The sequence below is a fragment of the Streptomyces sp. NBC_01478 genome, from assembly GCF_036227225.1.
Lineage (GTDB): Bacteria > Actinomycetota > Actinomycetes > Streptomycetales > Streptomycetaceae > Streptomyces.
In genome coordinates, this window is the sequence record NZ_CP109444.1 from 6,222,056 (window position 1) to 6,237,002 (window position 14,947).

Sequence of the window (14,947 nt, forward strand, 5' to 3'; positions counted from 1 at the left end):
TCGCACCGGGCGTCCGGTGCGTTCACCAACCTAGGAAGACCGCGCGCGGTGATCGATCCAGCCCGCGGGCCGGTCCGCCGTACAGCCTGCTGTACCAAGGCCGTTCCCCTCGGGGAGGGGGCAGGTCCCGGAGGGGTCAGGCCAGCCGGCGCAGATCCTCCAGATACCGCAGGACCGCCGCGACCCGGCGGTCCACCTGGTCCGTCGGGGACAGGTCGAGCTTGGCGAAGATGCTGCGGATGTGTTTGTGGACGGCGCCGTCGGTGACGACGAGCTTCTCGGCGATGGCGGAGTTGCCCAACCCCTCGGCCATCAGGGCGAGTACGTCGCGTTCGCGGGGGCTGAGCCGGTCGAGGCGGGTGTCCTGGCGGGAGCGGGTGAAGAGCTGGGCGACGACCTCCGGGTCGATGGCGGTGCCGCCGGCCACCACGCGGTGCAGCGCGTCGAGGAACTCCTCGACCCGGCCGACCCGTTCCTTGAGCAGATAGCCGAGACCGCTGACCCCGCCGCCGAGCAGCTCCGTGGCGAAGCTCTGCTCGACGTACGCGGACAGGACGAGTACGGCCAGGTCGGGGCGTCGGCGCCGGGCCTCGACCGCGGCGACGATCCCCTCGTCGGTGTGGGTCGGCGGCATCCGTACGTCGAGAATGGCGACGTCCGGTTTGTGGGTGTCGATGGCGTCCAGCGCCTCGTCGGGGGTGCCCGCGGTGGCCACCACGTCCAGCCCCTCGGCGCGCAGCAGCAGGGCGAGACCCTCGCGCAGCAACGGGTCGTCCTCGGCGATCACGATCCGCATGTCAGTCACACTCCACAGCTCAAGTTCCGCATCGCAGGCTCTCTTTGCTCGTCACGATCCCCAACTCACCTACCGCAGGGGAGATCCACCGTCAGCACGGTCGGGCCGCCGGGTGGGCTGGTCAGGGTGAGGCCGCCGTCGTGGGCCGCGATCCGGCGGCGGATGCCGGTGAGGCCGGAGCCGCCCTCCGCGTCGGCGCCGCCCCGGCCGTCGTCCTCGACGCGCAGCACCAGTCGGCTGCCGCTGCCGCGTGCCGTGATCGTGGCGTGCTGGGCGCCGCTGTGCTTGGCGATGTTGGTCAGGGCCTCGGCGACGACGAAGTAGGCGGTCGCCTCGACGGAGGCCGCGCAGCGTTCGGGTACGTCCACGTCGATCCGGCACGGCACCGCGCAGTCCGCCGCGAGACCGGAGAGCGCGCCCGCGAGCCCCCGGTCGGCGAGCACCGGCGGCAGGATGCCGCGCGCGACCGTCCGCAGCTCGGCCAGCGCCTGTTCGGTGGCGGACTGGGCGCGTTCGAGCAACTCGTCGGCGCCGTCCGGGTCGCGGGCCACCATGCGGCGGGCCGCGCCGAGCAGCACGGCCACGGAGACCAGCCGGTTCTGCGCGCCGTCGTGCAACGACCGCTCGATACGGCGCAGTTCGGTGGCGTGGGCGTCGAGCGCGGCGGCGCGGGTGGCGGTCAACTCCGCGACCCGCAGGGAGAGATCGACGTCGGGACCGGCCGCGAGGAGCCGCCGTCCGGGGCCCGACTGGAGCCGGGCCATGCCGGGGGCCAGCCCCAGGATGATGGCGATCCAGCCGACGCCCAGCAGCGCCACGGCGAGGGCGTCCGGCCAGGTGTGCGCGTTGCCGATGCCGAGTGACGTGGCCGTCGTGTTCTCCGGCATGAACGTCCAGTACAGCGGGAACGCGGTGTCCCGTACGGCGGTGATCGGGAGCAGGACGCCGAGCAGCCCGAGCAGCAGGCCCAGGGTGGAGTGCCGTACCAGCCAGCGCAGTTCGCGGTGGGTGGTGGGGTCGACGAGGGCGAGCCGCAGTCGGGTGGGCGGGGGCGGCGGGGCGACGACCTCGGGGCCCCGGCGGGCGAGCCGGTCGCGTTCGCGTCCGGCCAGCGCGTGCAGGGCGCGCAGCGACGCGGGCGCGATGAGCAGCCCCAACCCGACGACGCTCGTCAGCGCGGTGAGGGCCAGCCACAGCAGCAACAGCGCCGCGAGCACTGCCGTGTTGAGCCCGGAGGCGAGCTGGGCGATCGCCCGGCCGGCGGCGCTCAGGGTCCGTAGAGCGATGTGCCCGACGCTCTCGCGTGGGGCGGCCGTTCCACCGCCGGCCGGCCCGCCGCCGATCTCGCTCGTGCTCGCTGTCATGCGAACGACCCTATGCCGTACGGCAGTTCTTCGCGGGCGCGGTGACAGGGGAGTACAGCCTGCTGTACCCCGAACCGGGCGGGCTGCGGGATCGGCCGTCAGGGGTGCCGGTCCATAGCGTCGGTGACGACAGCAGGAACGGTCCAAGACGCAGGGAGCAGCCCCCATGCAGCACACGACGACCCCCGATCCCGCCGACCGGATCGGCTCCGGGGACATCGCCCGCACCCTGCTCTGGACGGTGGTGGTGGCCAGCGCGCTCACCAACATGGCGGCCTCCTTCGGCGGCGCCGACACCTGGGTGCACCTGGTGTGCGGCGCGGTCACCGTGCTGTGCGCGGGCACCCTCGCCGTACGGAACCTGCGGGGCCGGCGATGAACACCACGACAACCGCCGCCGCCATCGCCCTTGAAGGCGTCAGCAAGGCCTACCCCGGAGGCGTACGCGCCCTGGACGACGTGTCGTTGACCGTGGAACGCGGCACCTTCCTCGCCGTGATGGGACCCTCGGGCTCCGGCAAGAGCACGCTGATGCACTGCGCCGCCGGGCTCGACTCCCCGACGTCGGGCAGTGTCCGTATCGACGGTCACGAGATCGCCGGGCTGAACGAGAACAGGCGTACCCAACTGCGGCGCGAGCGCGTCGGGTTCGTGTTCCAGGCGTACAACCTGATCCCGTCCCTCTCCATCGAGGACAACATCACGCTGCCGCTCCGGCTGGCGGGCCGCACCCCGGATCGCGACTGGCTGCGCACGCTGGTGGAGCGGGTCGGGCTGGCCGACCGGCTGTCCCACCGTCCGGCCGAGCTCTCCGGCGGGCAGCAGCAACGGGCCGCCGTCGTACGGGCGTTGGTGGCCCGTCCGGCGGTCGTGTTCGCCGACGAGCCGACCGGCGCGCTCGATCTGCGCAGCGCCCACGAGGTCCTCGACCTGCTGCGCGACCTCGTGAACGACCTGCGCCAGACGGTCGTGATGGTCACCCACGACCCGGCCGCCGCCGCCCGCGCGCACCACGTGCTGGTGATGGCCGACGGCCGCGTGGTCGACGCCCTCAAGGCGCCGACCGCCGACGAACTGGCCGCCCGTCTGGTCGAGTTGGGGAGGGTCTGAGTCATGTTCCGTCTCGCGATACAGATGGTCGGGCACCGCGTCACCGCGCTGATCGCCGTGGCCTGCGCGGTACTCGGCGGTGCGGCGCTGATCACCGCGACCGGTGTCCTGGCCGAGTCCGGCCTCCGTTCCCACCTGCCGGCCGGGCGGCTCGCCGGAGCGTCCGTCGTGGTCGCGGCCGACCAGGAGTTCCACCCGGCCGGCGATCTCCCGCTCGCGCTCCCGGAACGCCGGAGGATCCCGGCGCAACTGGTCGGAGAACTGGGCGAGTTGCCGGGCGTCACCGCATCCGTCGGCGACATCGGCTTTCCGGCCGTGCTGGTCGACGCGCACGGTCGGGTCGTACCGTCGTCCGGGGATCCTCAGGTGTCGGGGCACGGCTGGTCCTCGACGAAACTGCTGGCGAGTGCGCGGGTCGAGGGCAGCGCACCGAGCGGTTTCGGTGAGGTCGCGGTGGACAGTGCCACCGCCGCCTCGGCCGGTCTCAAGCCGGGTGACATGGTCAAGGTCGTCGTCAACTCCCGCCCTGCGAGCGGCTATCGGGTCTCGGCGGTGGTCGACGCTCCGGGTGCCGGTGTCTACTTCGCCGACGAGACGGCCGTAGAAATCTCGGGTCTCTCGGGCGTGGCCGGTCGCGGAGACCGTGTCGACCTGATCGGTCTGCGCACCGCGCCCGGTGCCGAGGACCGGGTCGCGGCCGAGGTCCGTACGAAGCTGAAGGGCACCGGGCTGCTGGCCGTCACCGGAGCCGGGCGGGGTGACACGGCCGCGCCCGGGGCCGGGGCCTCGCGCTCGCTGCTGGTGCTGCTCGCCGGTTCGCTGTCCGGGATCGTCGTGCTGATCACCGGGTTCGTGATGGCGAGCGCGCTGGCCGTGGCGATCGGCGGGCAGCGGCGGGACCTGGCGTTGATGCGGGCGGTCGGCGCGACCCCGAAGCAGATCCGGCGGCTGGCCGCCGCGCAGTCCACGGTCGTCGCGGCCGTGGCCGTGGCACCCGGTGTGGGACTCGGCTATGTGCTGGCCGGACAGTTCCGCGGGCTGCTCGCGGACAAGGGCGTCATCCCGGCCGAACTCCCCCTCACCTACAGCCCGTTGCCCGCCCTCGCGGCGATCGTCCTCATGGTCCTAGCCGTCCAGGTGTCGGCCCGCTGCTCGGCCTGGCGCACCTCGCGGATGCCGGCCACCGAGGCGGTCGCCGAGTCGCGCAGCGAGCCGCGCGAACCGTCCCGGGTCCGCACGCGCGTCGGCGTGGCCGTCATCGTCGTGGCGACCGCCATGTCCGCGCTGCCGCTCTTCTCCCGCACGGTCATCGGCGCCACGGCCACCTCGCTCGCCGGCATCATCGGGGCGATCGGCCTCGCCCTGGCGGGTCCGGCGCTGGTGCGGGGCATCGGCGGCGCGGCGGCCCGGGCGACCCGGTACGGCGGCTCCGCCCCGACCTGGCTGGCGATGGCGAACCTGCGCGCGTACGCCCTGCGCAACGCGGGCATCGTCTCCACGCTGGCCATGGCGGTCGTGTTCGTGCTGACGTACACCTTCACCCAGACCACCGTGCTGGCCGCCACCGCCCAGGACACCCGCACCGGCACTCTCGCCCAACTCCGCCTGAGCGCACCGGCGTTGGGCGGGCTGGCGGACGGTACGACCGCCGCCGTACGGAAGACGGAGGGCGTACGGGCGGCCGCTCCCGTCGGGACGACGACGGTGGTGTGGCAGTACGAGCAGTTCGGCGACCCGGCGTCCGAGTCGGGTGCCGCGACGATCCTGACCCCGGACGCGGCGGGCGTCCTCGACCTCGACGTACGGGACGGCAGCCTGAGCAGGCTCACCGGCGCGACGGTCGCCGTCAGCAGCGAGGTCGCCCGCGCGCGCTCCGCGACGGTGGGCCACCGGGTGAGTCTGGTCCTCGGCGACGGCACACCGGTCGTGGCCAAGGTCGTCGCCGTGTACGGCCGGGGTCTCGGCTTCGGCAGTGTGGTGCTGTCTCACGACCTGGCCGCCGGACACACCACGACGGCCCTCGACCAGTCCCTCCTGATCCGCACCGACGGCACGGCGACGGCACGCCAGAACCTCACGACACTCGCCGCCGCCCGCCCCGGCCTGACCCTCGGCCCCGCCAACTCCCCCTCCACCGGCGGCTTGAAGGACGCCCCGCCCGAGGTGTGGATCAACCTCGCCACGATCATCGTCCTACTCGTCTACCTCCTGCTGAGCATCGCCAACAAGCTGGTCGCGGCGACGGCCCAGCGCCGGGTGGAACTGGCCGCCCTCCGCCTCAACGGGACGACCCCCCGCCAGGTCCGCGCGATGATGCGCCGCGAGGCCGCGATGACCGCCGCCACCGCCCTCACCACGGCCCTGCTGCTCTCCGCGATCCCCCTCGCCCTCCTGGGCCAGGGCTTCCTCGGCCACCCCTGGCCGGCCGGCCCGACCTGGCTCCTGCCGGGCCTCGCGGTCCTGGTCACGGCGACGGCGTTCCTCACCGTCGAACTTCCTACGCGGCAGGCTTTGCGGACGGGGGCGGCTGATGCGATTCGGGGGCAGTGAGGGGGCGGGTTCATCGGGGGCGAGTACATCGAGGGTCTGGGTGTCGCCGCAGATACGGGCCGGCCGGCCGCCGCAGGCGAACATCGGTCCGAACGAGTGGACTCGCGGGGACGCGTACCCCAGGAGGACCTCGCGCCCGATTCCGGATGGTGCCGTGGCAGACCCAGTCCCGATCCGGAAGAAGTGGCCCGACACATGAGACGTATCCCTTCCCGACGCCTCCTCGCAGGCGTGCTGCTGCTGATGGCGTCCGCACTGGCCGCCCCGGCGACGGCGGCCTCCGCCGCCGGCCCGGTTCACCCCGTGGGTGTCCACGACGCGTGCCCGTCCGACGGGCTCGGGCGTGGTGTGGCCGCCCGGCTGGACAAGGCCGTCGCGGATGTCCGGCGGGAGGCCGGCATCCCCGGTGTCGCCGTCGGGCTGTGGATTCAGGGCAAGGGGTGTTACGTCCGCGCGACCGGCGTCGCGAACACCGCCACCCGCGAACCGATGCGCACCGACTTCTACTCACGGATCGGCAGCGAGACCAAGACCTTCACCGTCACCGCGCTGCTCCAGCTCGTCGACGAGGGGCGGATCCGCCTCGACGACCCCATCGACCGCTACGTCCACGGCGTGCCGAACGGCCGTCACATCACCCTGCGCCACCTGGCCGAGATGCGCAGCGGATTGTTCCCGTACAGCGCCGACCCCGGCTTCGTGCACGACCTGCTGAGCGACCCGACCCGTTCGTTCACCCCGCCGGAGCTGCTCGCGTACGGCTTCAAGCACCGGAACACCTCCGCGCCGGGCAAGGTGTTCGTCTACAACAACAGCAACCTGGTCCTCCTCGGTCTGGTGGTCGAGAAGGTCACCGGTCACCACATCGCCGACGTCATCGACCATCGGGTGCTCCGGCGGGCCCACCTCGACAACACGCTGTTCCCCGACGGGCCCAACGTCCGCGAGTTCCCCGAGCCGCACGCACACGGCTACACCAACCAGACGCTGAGCGGCGAGGTCGCCGACTCCACCGACTGGAACCCGAGTTGGGCCTGGTCGGCCGGCGCGATGATCTCGGACATGCGTGATCTGCGCAGTTGGGCCCGCACCGTCGCCACCGGCACACTGCTCAGCCCGGAGACCCAGAAGCAGCGCCTCAAGACGCTGCCGACCGGATTCCCCGGCCTCGGCTACGGACTCGGCATCTTCGAGACCGGCGGCTGGATCGGGCACAACGGGTCCATCCCGGGCTATGAGTCCGTGACCGTCTACCTCCCCGCGCAGAAGGCCACCCTGGTCGTGCTGCTCAACACCGACATCACCACCGGCGGCCAGGAGCCGTCCACGCTGGTCGCCCGCGCGGTCACCGGGATCGCCACCCCCGACCACGTCTACGACGGGGTGGCCCCCACCCGCTAGGCCGGACACGGCCGGAAACTCCCCCGGCTCCTGGTGGGGCCGGGGTGGTGGGGCCGACCGCCGCGAAGGGGCCGGAGCGGGGGTGACGGGCGGGTTCGGGGAGGATGCGGGGGTGCGCACCACAGAACACGAACCCTTGACGGTACGACGGCGTCCCGCATGCCCGAGGGCGGCCGTCCTGGTGCTGCACGGGGGCCAGGCGGACAGTGAACGCGCCGCCCGGCCCTGGCAGTTGGCCGCGTTGCGGATGGGGCCGGTGGTGCGGGCGGTGAGCGCGGGGCTGCCGTACGAGGATGTGCTGGTGGCCCAGGCCCGCTACCGGGTGCGGGGCTGGAACGGTGACCGTGCGGACCCTGTGCGGGACACGCTGCGGGCGTTGGACGCTGTCGCCGAACTCGCCGGGACTGTGCCGACCGTGCTGCTCGGGCACTCCATGGGCGGGCGTGCCGCTCTGCGTGCCGCCGGGCATCCGCTGGTGACGGGGGTGGTCGCCCTCGCCCCTTGGTGGCCGCCGGGCGAACCGGTCGCGCAGGCGGCGGGGCGTCATGTTGTCGCCCTGCACGGTGAGTGGGACGGGGTTACGTCTCCGGGCGAGACGGCCGAGTGCGTGCGGCGGGCGCAGGGGGTGACGGCGCGAGCGGGAATGGTCGTTGTCGCGAACGGGGACCACGGGATGCTGCGGCGCGGGGGCCTCTGGCATCGCACGGCTGCTGCGCTGGTCGCCCATCTGCTTGACCCCGGGGTTGTTCCGGACCCCTTGCCTTCGGGGGCTTATGGGGTGGGGGAGTTTCCGGTGATCTGAGTGGTGCCTGTTGTGTTGGGCTGATGTCACTGATCGGCCCTGAAGGGGCCTCGTCCTCAAACTCCCCCAGAGGGGGGACCCCCAGACGGGCTGGGTGGTGGCGGCCGGTGTGGGGACGGTTGCGGCTCGGACGCCGGACCCTCAGGCGCCGGATGGGCTCGTTGTTGCCGGCCCGTGTTGGGGCTGTTTGCTCAGTTCTGCTGCGAACTGGGCGCCGGTCAGCAGGGACAGGTTGGAGAGCCACAGCCAGATGAGGAAGACGACGCTGCCGGAGAGGGAGCCGTAGAGCCTGCTGTAGGCGCCTAGGGTCGAGGCGTAGGTCGAGAAGGCGGCGGAGACGGTCAGCCAGAGGGTGGCGGACAGGATGCCGCCGGGCAGGCTGCGGCCGCGGTGGCGGGCGCCGGCCGGGCCGGTGTGGAAGACGACCACGACCAGGAGGGCTACCAGGCACAGCAGGACCGGCCAGCGCAGCAGGTTCCATGCCCAGGCCGCCGACCTGTCGACGCCCGCCGTCCGGCCGACCGCCTCCGCGAGCGGGCCGGTCAGCAGCAGGGTGAGCGAGCCGACCAGGAGCAGGCCCAGCAGTCCGAGCGCGGTCAGGACGATGCGCGGTGCCTTGCGCCAGGGTGAACGGCGGTCCTGGGTGCCGTGCATACGGTGCAGGGCGCGGCGGAACACCGCGAGATAACTGGTCGACGACCACAGCGCGCTGACCGAGCCCGCCACCAGCAGGGGCCACGCGGTGCGGTCCGTGCGCAGTACGTGGTTCAGGGCCGTGTTCAGTTCCGCACCGGAGTCGGCGGGCGCGTACGCCGTGACGTGGATGACGAACTCCTCGGCCGTGTCCGGGCTGATCATGCCGAAGGCGATGACGGTGGCCAGCATCGCCGGCAGCACCGCGAGGATCGCGTAGTACGTCAGGGCCGCCGCGTAGTCCGAGATGTCGTCGTTCCACAACGACACCGGGGTCCGCCGTAGGGCCGGCCACCAGGCCGCCGGCGGCCTGAATCCGGCGATCCGGCGGGCCCGGCCGACGTACGACTCAGCGGACATGGGGCGTGCGGTGCGCGGCGGAGCTCGGCCGGAGCGGGGTGTACGGGGGCGTGGTCACTGGTCGACTTCCTGGGCGGCGGAGGTGGCCGACGGTTGCTCCGGGGTGGTCGTCACCCGTACCCGGACCCGCACCGTCGTGATGCCGTTCACGTCCGCCACCGTGTCATGGATCAGGGTGGACCGGCGCCCGAGGCCTGGCGTCGGGGCGAGGGCGACCATCCACACGCCGAGCAGCGCCGTTGGTCCGACCGCGATCACGGCCGCCGGCCGGTGCGCGGTGTGTACCCCGATCAGGTCGAGGGCGAGCGCACCGCAGGCCGACGCGGCCAATGCGGCCAGCGAGGTGAGCAGGGTGACCGGGACCTGGTGCCTGGACCAGCGGCGCGCTGAGGTCCGCCCCCGTACACCCGCTTCGGCCGGGGAGAGCGTCGGGCGGGCGTACCCGGGGGCGGCGTGGGTCGTACGGCCGGGCGGTGCCTCGGTGGCGGCTGTGGTCATCGGCGGTTCCGCTCGAACGCGTTCCGTACGTCCTGGACCGTGCCGCCGCGCTCGAACCAGCGGCCCACCGCCCAGCCCAGGCCGCCGAGCGCGGCCACGAGCAGGAAGGCGCCGAATCCGCCGAACCAGCCGGCGAACGCCAGGGCCATGCCCGCGATCATTCCGACGAACGGTGTGCTCATGACCGTCCACCTCCGCCTCTCACCCGGTCCACCGGTCCACCCGCGGATCCACCACTCCTGCCCGTGCCCCTGACCGGCAGTCTTATGCCCCGCGGGCGGCACCGGTGTGCGCGGGCCCGTTCTCCGCCTCCTGCCCGGTCAGCCCGCGGCGATGCCCTCGCCGCCGACGGCACCCGGTACGACGACCGAGCCGATCGCGGTGAGCGAACCGTTCGCGCCGACCCGGAACTCGTCCACGACACCCTGGGCGCCGGTCTGGACGTACAGGTACCGCCCGTCCGAGGAGGCCGCCGCGTCCACCGTGCCGGCGTGGGTGGCCGTGTTGCCCAGGGCGGTCAACTCGCCCTCGGGGCCCACCCGGTAGCCGGACAGGGTGCCGCTGGCGGCGTTGGAGACGTAGAGGTGGTGTCCGGCGGTCACCGCCCAGCAGGTGGCGGTCTGGCCGGTCGGGACGGTGCCCTTCGCGGTCAGTCCGCCGTCGCGGCCGACGGTGAAGGTGCCCACCGAGTTGGTGCCGGCCTCCGTCACCCGGAGCTGTCCGGCGGGGTCGAAGGCGAAACCGAACGGCACGGCACCGGGCGTCGCGGTCACCACGGGACGCGCGGAGGGTCCGCTGTGCGCGCCGACCGGGAAGACGTCGATGCTCTGCCCCGAGGCCTTGGTGGTGACCACGAGCTTCGAGCCGTCAGGGGTGAAGGAGATCTGCCCGACGGCCGAAGTCGCCTTGTCCAGACCGAGGTCGCGGTGCCAGGAGTCCACCTTCACCAGGCGTTCGCCGGTCCGCACGAAGCCCTGGACGGAACCGCCGCCGAGCGTGTTGGCGACGTAGACCCGGTTGCCGTGGAAGGTGACGCTCACCGGGAAGCTCCCGCCGCTGGAGATCTCCTGGACCCGTCGGAGGTGGGTGCCGTGCACGGCGAAGACGGTCACGGTGTCGCTGCCCGCGTTCACGGCGTAGAGCAACCGGTGGTTCCGGTCGTAGGCGAGCGAGCCCTGCGAGGCCAGGTGGTCGGCGACGGTGCCGGGGAGGATGCCGCCCTTGCCTCCGGTGGCGTAGACGCCCTGCTGGGCGAGGGTGCCGTCGGTGGCGCGGTCGTAGGCGACGACGGTGTTCGCGGTGGTGTCGTCGCTCTGTACGAAGACGGTCGAACTGCCGGCGTGGTGCGGGGAGTTGAGGCCTTGGTGGTTGTCTGCGGCACCGGCCGCGGGTGCGGCGAGGAGTGCTGCCGCGGCGACGGCCGTGCCGGTGGCGAGGGTGCGGGCGATGCGGGAGGCGCGGGGGGTGCGGGCCCTGTCGAGAGTCATGCGTGCGTACTCCTCTGTGCGGGACGGGAGAGCCGGCGGCGTCTCACGCATCGCCGGACGGTTCGCAACGCTAGACCGCGAGGAGGGGGTAAAACGGTCATAAGGTGCACTTTTGGGTTGATGTCCGGGGTCCGTAAGAATCACGGGTGGAATCAGGAAGTCGGGGCTCGCCAAGGGGAGTTCGGACTCACGAGGGGGAGTTCAGTGGGCGCCGTACTGCCGTGCCTCGCGGGCGGCCGCGCGACGCCTTCGGTGAAGGGCTCGCCGTGGCCGGGCGCGTGATCGGGATCGTCCTCGTCCTCCGCACCCGCGCGGCAGTCCTTGCCGAAGAAGAAGCTCAGTACGACCGTGACGGTGGAGGTGACCGCGAGCCGCAGCGCCCAGGCGGCGGCGGAACCGTCCGCGATGGAGGAAGTGAAGTCGGGCCCGCTGAGCAGCGCGCTGCCCAGCGGGAGCGAGCCCGCGCAGCTCAACAGGTAGACCCACAGCGGCGGTTCGTTGAAGGCGATGAGAACCGAGGCCGCGACGACCACGATCACGCTGAGTACGACGGTGAGCGAAGTGATGTCCATGGCCGTAAGCATTCCGTCGGCCGGAGGTCGAATCGTCGGCGCGGGGGAGGAGTGGGTTCTCTACCTCGGGATAGAGACGCGCCCCCGTGACGTCCCGGGTGCCGCCGCCCTACGCTCGTGCCCGATATGGAGACGACACGGGACTGGGCGCTTCCGGTGCTGCTCGTCGGCGTGCAGGTGGCGGAACTGGGTCCCGCGGCCCCGTTCCTGGACGTCCGCACGCCGGGCCCGCTGGGCGTCGTGGGCCTGCTGGTCGCCGTCACGGTGGAGACCGTCGCACTGAGCCGACGCCGGCACACCCCCGTGCGGGCGCTCCGGTGGGCCCTGTGCGCATCGGCACTCGGCCAGGCGACGGCCTACGACGCCTACGCCGACCTCGGTCTGCCGGTCGCCGTCTACTCCGTCGCGGTCCGCTGCCCCGCCGCCGTCACCTCGCGGGCCCTCGCCGCGGCCGTGGGAGTGTCCTGGTCCGCGGCGGCCGTACGGCTCGGTCTCCACCCCGCGCTCGCCACCCAACTGGCCATCGTGGCGGCCGTGTACGTCGTCTGCGCGGGACTCGGGCTCACGCGGCGCCAGTGGTCGGCGAGGAGACTGGCGGCGGCCCGCCTGCTGGCCGGGGCGGAGGAGAAGCGGCAGCGGGCGGGCGAGACCGAACGCGCCCGACTGGCACGCGAGTTGCACGATGTCAGCGCACACCATCTGACCTCGGTGGTGGTAACCGCCGACGTGGCACGCAGACTTGGCGACCGCAGGCCCGAACTGGTCGCGGAAGCACTGGAGTTCGCGGAGCGGACGGGCCGCGAGACCCTGACGGCCATCCATCGGCTGGTCGCCGTGATGCGGGACGCGGGCCAGGCCGACATACGGCCGATGACCGGACGCATCCATGAACTCGTCGCCGGATTCGGCCGGTTGGGCCGCCCGATCGCCACCGAGATACCCGACGACCTGGCCGGCCCCGCCGCCGAGGCGGTGCACGGCATCGTCCGCGAGGCCCTCACCAACGCCCTGCGCCACGCACCCGGAGCGGCCGTCCGGGTTGTCGTACACCGAGCGGGCGGAACACTGGAGTTGACCGTGGACAACACGGCGGCGCGCGGCACGGCCGACTATGCGGGCATGGGCTCCGGCCGGGGCGTCACGGGCATGCGGGAGCGCGCGGCGGCCGTGGCGGGAGAACTGACCGCCGGTCCGGCACCCGACGGAGGTTGGCGCGTCCACGCCCAACTGCCCGACACCACAGGGCCTTTGCCGTCCCCCGCAGGCCCCGGCCGACGCGGCTTCCCGCGTGAACGAAGACTCCGGGCGCTGACGGACGGCGCGCTCGCGTTCACCACGACCGCGCTTCCGCTGGTCCTCCTGCTGACGGCGGCGGAGAGCTGGACACACCACGAAGGCACCACCGGCGCCGTGGCCGTCGGCCTGGTGTCCGCGCTTCTCGCCGTGCACGCGCTGCCGTTGCTGTGGCGGCGGCACGCACCCTGGCCGGTCCTCGCCGCGGTGCTGGCCACAGCGTGGCTGTGGCCGCCGGCCTGCGCATGGGCGCCACTGTCGGGACAGGTGTCCCCCTTCCTGGCGGGCGGCCTGCTGACCGAGACACTCACCGTCTACACCCTCGGGGCCTACGGCCGCGGCGCCGCCCGCACCTGGCCCGCGCCGCTCGTGACCGCCGCAGCGAGCGCCGGTGCGCTGACCCTGACGGCCGCCGCCGACGGCGCGCTGGCCGGCGAGCCGTCCTCGGTCCTCACCGTCGCGCTGATCGCCGTGGCGCTGGGCATGCTGCTGTGTCCGCTGTTCGCCCTGGCCTGGGGCGTGGGTCTGATCGTCCGCGCCCGACGGCTGCGCGCCGTGGCCCGCGACGACCTCGCCCTCGGCAACTCCCGCTGGGCGGCCCGGACCGCGGCGGGCGCGGAACGCCACAGGCTGGCGGCACGACTGCGGGACGCGGTGCTCCACCGCACCTCGGCACTTGTCCGACTCGCCCACGAGGGAAAGCTGGCGGAGGTCGCCGACGAGGCCCGCGCGACGCTCGCCGCGATGCGGGAACTGCTGCACGAGATGAACGCCGTACAGGACGACGACCACGCACGCGTGGCCGCACCGACCGCGGCCGACGTCGAGGCACTCTGCCGGGCCGCGGGTCCCGCCGCTCGCAAGGTGACGGTGCGAGGCGTCCCGGAATCCGTCGCGGGTCTGCCGCAGGCGGTGATCCTGACGACGTACCGACTGCTGGAGACGGCACTCGGCGCGGGAGACCGTGACCCCGTCCGGATACGACTGAGGCGGGTACGGGACCGGGGAGTGGGACGGAAGCCGCGACGTCGTGGACGCCGGGGAGCGGCTCTGCGCCTCACGGTCACCGGCGTACGCCTGGCGGTGAACGGCCCGGCCGCCGAACGCCTACGGGCGCAGGCCACCGCCGCTCAAGCCCGCATCAGCTTCGAACAGGCCGGTACGGTAAGGGTGTTGCTGCCGCTGCCGGCCGGACCGAGTCGGGTGCCGGCCTGTGCCCAGGAGGTGTCCCCGTCGCCACACGCGTGATGGTCGTGGACGACCAGGCGGTGGTCCGCGCGGGGTTCGCCGCCATTGTCGACGCGGAACCCGACATGACCGTGGTCGCCGAGGCCGGGGACGGCGCGAGTGCCGTCGAACTGGCCACCCGAGAGGCGCCCGACCTGGTCCTGATGGACATCCGGATGCCCGGCATGGACGGTCTGACGGCGACCCGTTTCATCACCGGGCTGCGGACGCGACCCCGGGTCCTGGTGCTGACCACCTTCGACCTGGACGTCCATGTGTACGAGGCGCTGCGGGCCGGCGCCTCGGGCTTCCTGCTCAAGGACGCCCGGCCCGAGGAACTCCTGAGCGCGCTGCGGGTCGTCGCCGCCGGCGAGGGCATCCTCGCCCCGGCCGTCACCCGGCGCCTCATCGACACCTACGCCCAGGGCACGCCCCCACCGCCGGCCGTCACCGGTGCCCTCGACGGACTCACCCCGCGCGAACGCGAGGTCCTCCTCCACATCGCCTCGGGCCTGGCCAACGCGGAGATCGCGACCGCCCTCGGCGTCACCATCGGAACCGTGAAAACCCACGTCAACGCCCTCCTCACCAAGCTGGGGCTACGAGACCGGGTACAGGCGACGATCCTGGCCTACGAGAGCGGGTTGATCCGGCCGGGCGGGGGGCCGTACGCCGACTGACGCCTGTGTCGTGGCGCGCGGGCTTCCGTACGCGGACGAGGACATGGTGACGGTCGGGTCGATTGTGTGGACCGGCCGCGGGGGAGGGTGGGAAGGGGCAGGATTTCCGGGTGC

At 72.9% G+C, this 14,947-nt stretch carries 14 protein-coding genes; 7 read left to right on the top strand and 7 right to left on the bottom strand.

Translation table 11 applies throughout. The features are described 5' to 3' along the window. Positions 1-136: 136 nt before the first annotated feature. A complete protein-coding gene (locus tag OG223_RS28190; protein ID WP_329254343.1) occupies positions 137-796 on the bottom strand; it encodes a response regulator transcription factor in 660 nt (219 codons plus the stop codon). Between the two features lie 65 nt (positions 797-861). Next, positions 862-2,160, bottom strand: a complete 1,299-nt coding sequence (locus OG223_RS28195; RefSeq protein ID WP_329254345.1) for a sensor histidine kinase — start codon at positions 2,158-2,160, stop codon at positions 862-864. 166 nt (positions 2,161-2,326) lie between these two features. On the opposite strand from OG223_RS28195, the gene OG223_RS28200 reads away from it, so the two are divergent. The 5 genes from OG223_RS28200 to OG223_RS28220 all read left to right on the top strand — a co-directional run bounded on the left by OG223_RS28200 (position 2,327) and on the right by OG223_RS28220 (position 8,023). Further along, positions 2,327-2,539 carry a hypothetical protein gene (locus tag OG223_RS28200; RefSeq protein ID WP_329254348.1) on the top strand — a complete coding sequence of 71 codons (213 nt, stop codon included), beginning with the start codon at positions 2,327-2,329 and terminating at the stop codon, positions 2,537-2,539. Continuing rightward, on the top strand, positions 2,536-3,270 hold the full coding sequence (locus OG223_RS28205) for an ABC transporter ATP-binding protein (protein WP_329254351.1): 735 nt from the start codon (positions 2,536-2,538) through the stop codon (positions 3,268-3,270). Before OG223_RS28200 ends, OG223_RS28205 begins: the two co-directional genes overlap by 4 nt. Positions 3,271-3,273: 3 nt before the next feature. Next, complete coding sequence (locus OG223_RS28210; RefSeq protein WP_329254354.1) at positions 3,274-5,820, top strand: ABC transporter permease; 2,547 nt, start codon at positions 3,274-3,276, stop codon at positions 5,818-5,820. Between the two features lie 195 nt (positions 5,821-6,015). Continuing rightward, positions 6,016-7,221: a serine hydrolase domain-containing protein gene (locus OG223_RS28215; protein ID WP_329254357.1), complete on the top strand. Its 1,206-nt coding sequence runs from the start codon at positions 6,016-6,018 to the stop codon at positions 7,219-7,221. Between the two features lie 112 nt (positions 7,222-7,333). Continuing rightward, a complete protein-coding gene (locus OG223_RS28220) occupies positions 7,334-8,023 on the top strand; it encodes a serine aminopeptidase domain-containing protein (RefSeq protein ID WP_329254360.1) in 690 nt (229 codons plus the stop codon). 141 nt (positions 8,024-8,164) lie between these two features. On the opposite strand, the gene OG223_RS28225 is transcribed toward OG223_RS28220, so the two are convergent. The 5 genes from OG223_RS28225 to OG223_RS28245 all read right to left on the bottom strand — a co-directional run bounded on the left by OG223_RS28225 (position 8,165) and on the right by OG223_RS28245 (position 11,633). Further along, positions 8,165-9,076 carry a YihY/virulence factor BrkB family protein gene (locus OG223_RS28225; protein WP_329254363.1) on the bottom strand — a complete coding sequence of 304 codons (912 nt, stop codon included), beginning with the start codon at positions 9,074-9,076 and terminating at the stop codon, positions 8,165-8,167. A gap of 54 nt (positions 9,077-9,130) precedes the next feature. Beyond that, positions 9,131-9,574, bottom strand: a complete 444-nt coding sequence (locus tag OG223_RS28230; RefSeq protein WP_329254366.1) for a hypothetical protein — start codon at positions 9,572-9,574, stop codon at positions 9,131-9,133. Beyond that, complete coding sequence (locus tag OG223_RS28235) at positions 9,571-9,756, bottom strand: hypothetical protein (RefSeq protein WP_329254369.1); 186 nt, start codon at positions 9,754-9,756, stop codon at positions 9,571-9,573. The genes OG223_RS28230 and OG223_RS28235 overlap by 4 nt, the downstream gene beginning before the upstream one ends. A 138-nt stretch (positions 9,757-9,894) precedes the next feature. Beyond that, the gene (locus OG223_RS28240) at positions 9,895-11,061 is read right to left on the bottom strand and encodes a lactonase family protein (protein ID WP_329254373.1); all 1,167 of its coding nucleotides are present in this window, start codon (positions 11,059-11,061) and stop codon (positions 9,895-9,897) included. Positions 11,062-11,213: 152 nt separating this feature from the next. Then, positions 11,214-11,633 carry a hypothetical protein gene (locus tag OG223_RS28245; protein ID WP_329254376.1) on the bottom strand — a complete coding sequence of 140 codons (420 nt, stop codon included), beginning with the start codon at positions 11,631-11,633 and terminating at the stop codon, positions 11,214-11,216. Between the two features lie 126 nt (positions 11,634-11,759). Between OG223_RS28245 and OG223_RS28250 the strand changes: the two genes are divergently transcribed. Both OG223_RS28250 and OG223_RS28255 read left to right on the top strand, forming a co-directional pair. Further along, on the top strand, positions 11,760-14,174 hold the full coding sequence (locus OG223_RS28250; protein WP_329254379.1) for a sensor histidine kinase: 2,415 nt from the start codon (positions 11,760-11,762) through the stop codon (positions 14,172-14,174). Then, a complete protein-coding gene (locus OG223_RS28255) occupies positions 14,174-14,833 on the top strand; it encodes a response regulator transcription factor (RefSeq protein ID WP_329254382.1) in 660 nt (219 codons plus the stop codon). Before OG223_RS28250 ends, OG223_RS28255 begins: the two co-directional genes overlap by 1 nt. The last annotated feature ends 114 nt before the right edge of the window (positions 14,834-14,947 follow it).

Coding starts and splice junctions, on each gene's coding strand:
- OG223_RS28190 (WP_329254343.1), bottom strand. CDS start 796: ATGCGGATCGTGATCGCCGAGGACGACCCGTTGCTGCGCGAGGGTCTC.
- OG223_RS28195 (WP_329254345.1), bottom strand. CDS start 2,160: ATGACAGCGAGCACGAGCGAGATCGGCGGCGGGCCGGCCGGCGGTGGA.
- OG223_RS28200 (WP_329254348.1), top strand. CDS start 2,327: ATGCAGCACACGACGACCCCCGATCCCGCCGACCGGATCGGCTCCGGG.
- OG223_RS28205 (WP_329254351.1), top strand. CDS start 2,536: ATGAACACCACGACAACCGCCGCCGCCATCGCCCTTGAAGGCGTCAGC.
- OG223_RS28210 (WP_329254354.1), top strand. CDS start 3,274: ATGTTCCGTCTCGCGATACAGATGGTCGGGCACCGCGTCACCGCGCTG.
- OG223_RS28215 (WP_329254357.1), top strand. CDS start 6,016: ATGAGACGTATCCCTTCCCGACGCCTCCTCGCAGGCGTGCTGCTGCTG.
- OG223_RS28225 (WP_329254363.1), bottom strand. CDS start 9,076: ATGTCCGCTGAGTCGTACGTCGGCCGGGCCCGCCGGATCGCCGGATTC.
- OG223_RS28230 (WP_329254366.1), bottom strand. CDS start 9,574: ATGACCACAGCCGCCACCGAGGCACCGCCCGGCCGTACGACCCACGCC.
- OG223_RS28235 (WP_329254369.1), bottom strand. CDS start 9,756: ATGAGCACACCGTTCGTCGGAATGATCGCGGGCATGGCCCTGGCGTTC.
- OG223_RS28240 (WP_329254373.1), bottom strand. CDS start 11,061: ATGACTCTCGACAGGGCCCGCACCCCCCGCGCCTCCCGCATCGCCCGC.
- OG223_RS28245 (WP_329254376.1), bottom strand. CDS start 11,633: ATGGACATCACTTCGCTCACCGTCGTACTCAGCGTGATCGTGGTCGTC.
- OG223_RS28250 (WP_329254379.1), top strand. CDS start 11,760: ATGGAGACGACACGGGACTGGGCGCTTCCGGTGCTGCTCGTCGGCGTG.
- OG223_RS28255 (WP_329254382.1), top strand. CDS start 14,174: ATGGTCGTGGACGACCAGGCGGTGGTCCGCGCGGGGTTCGCCGCCATT.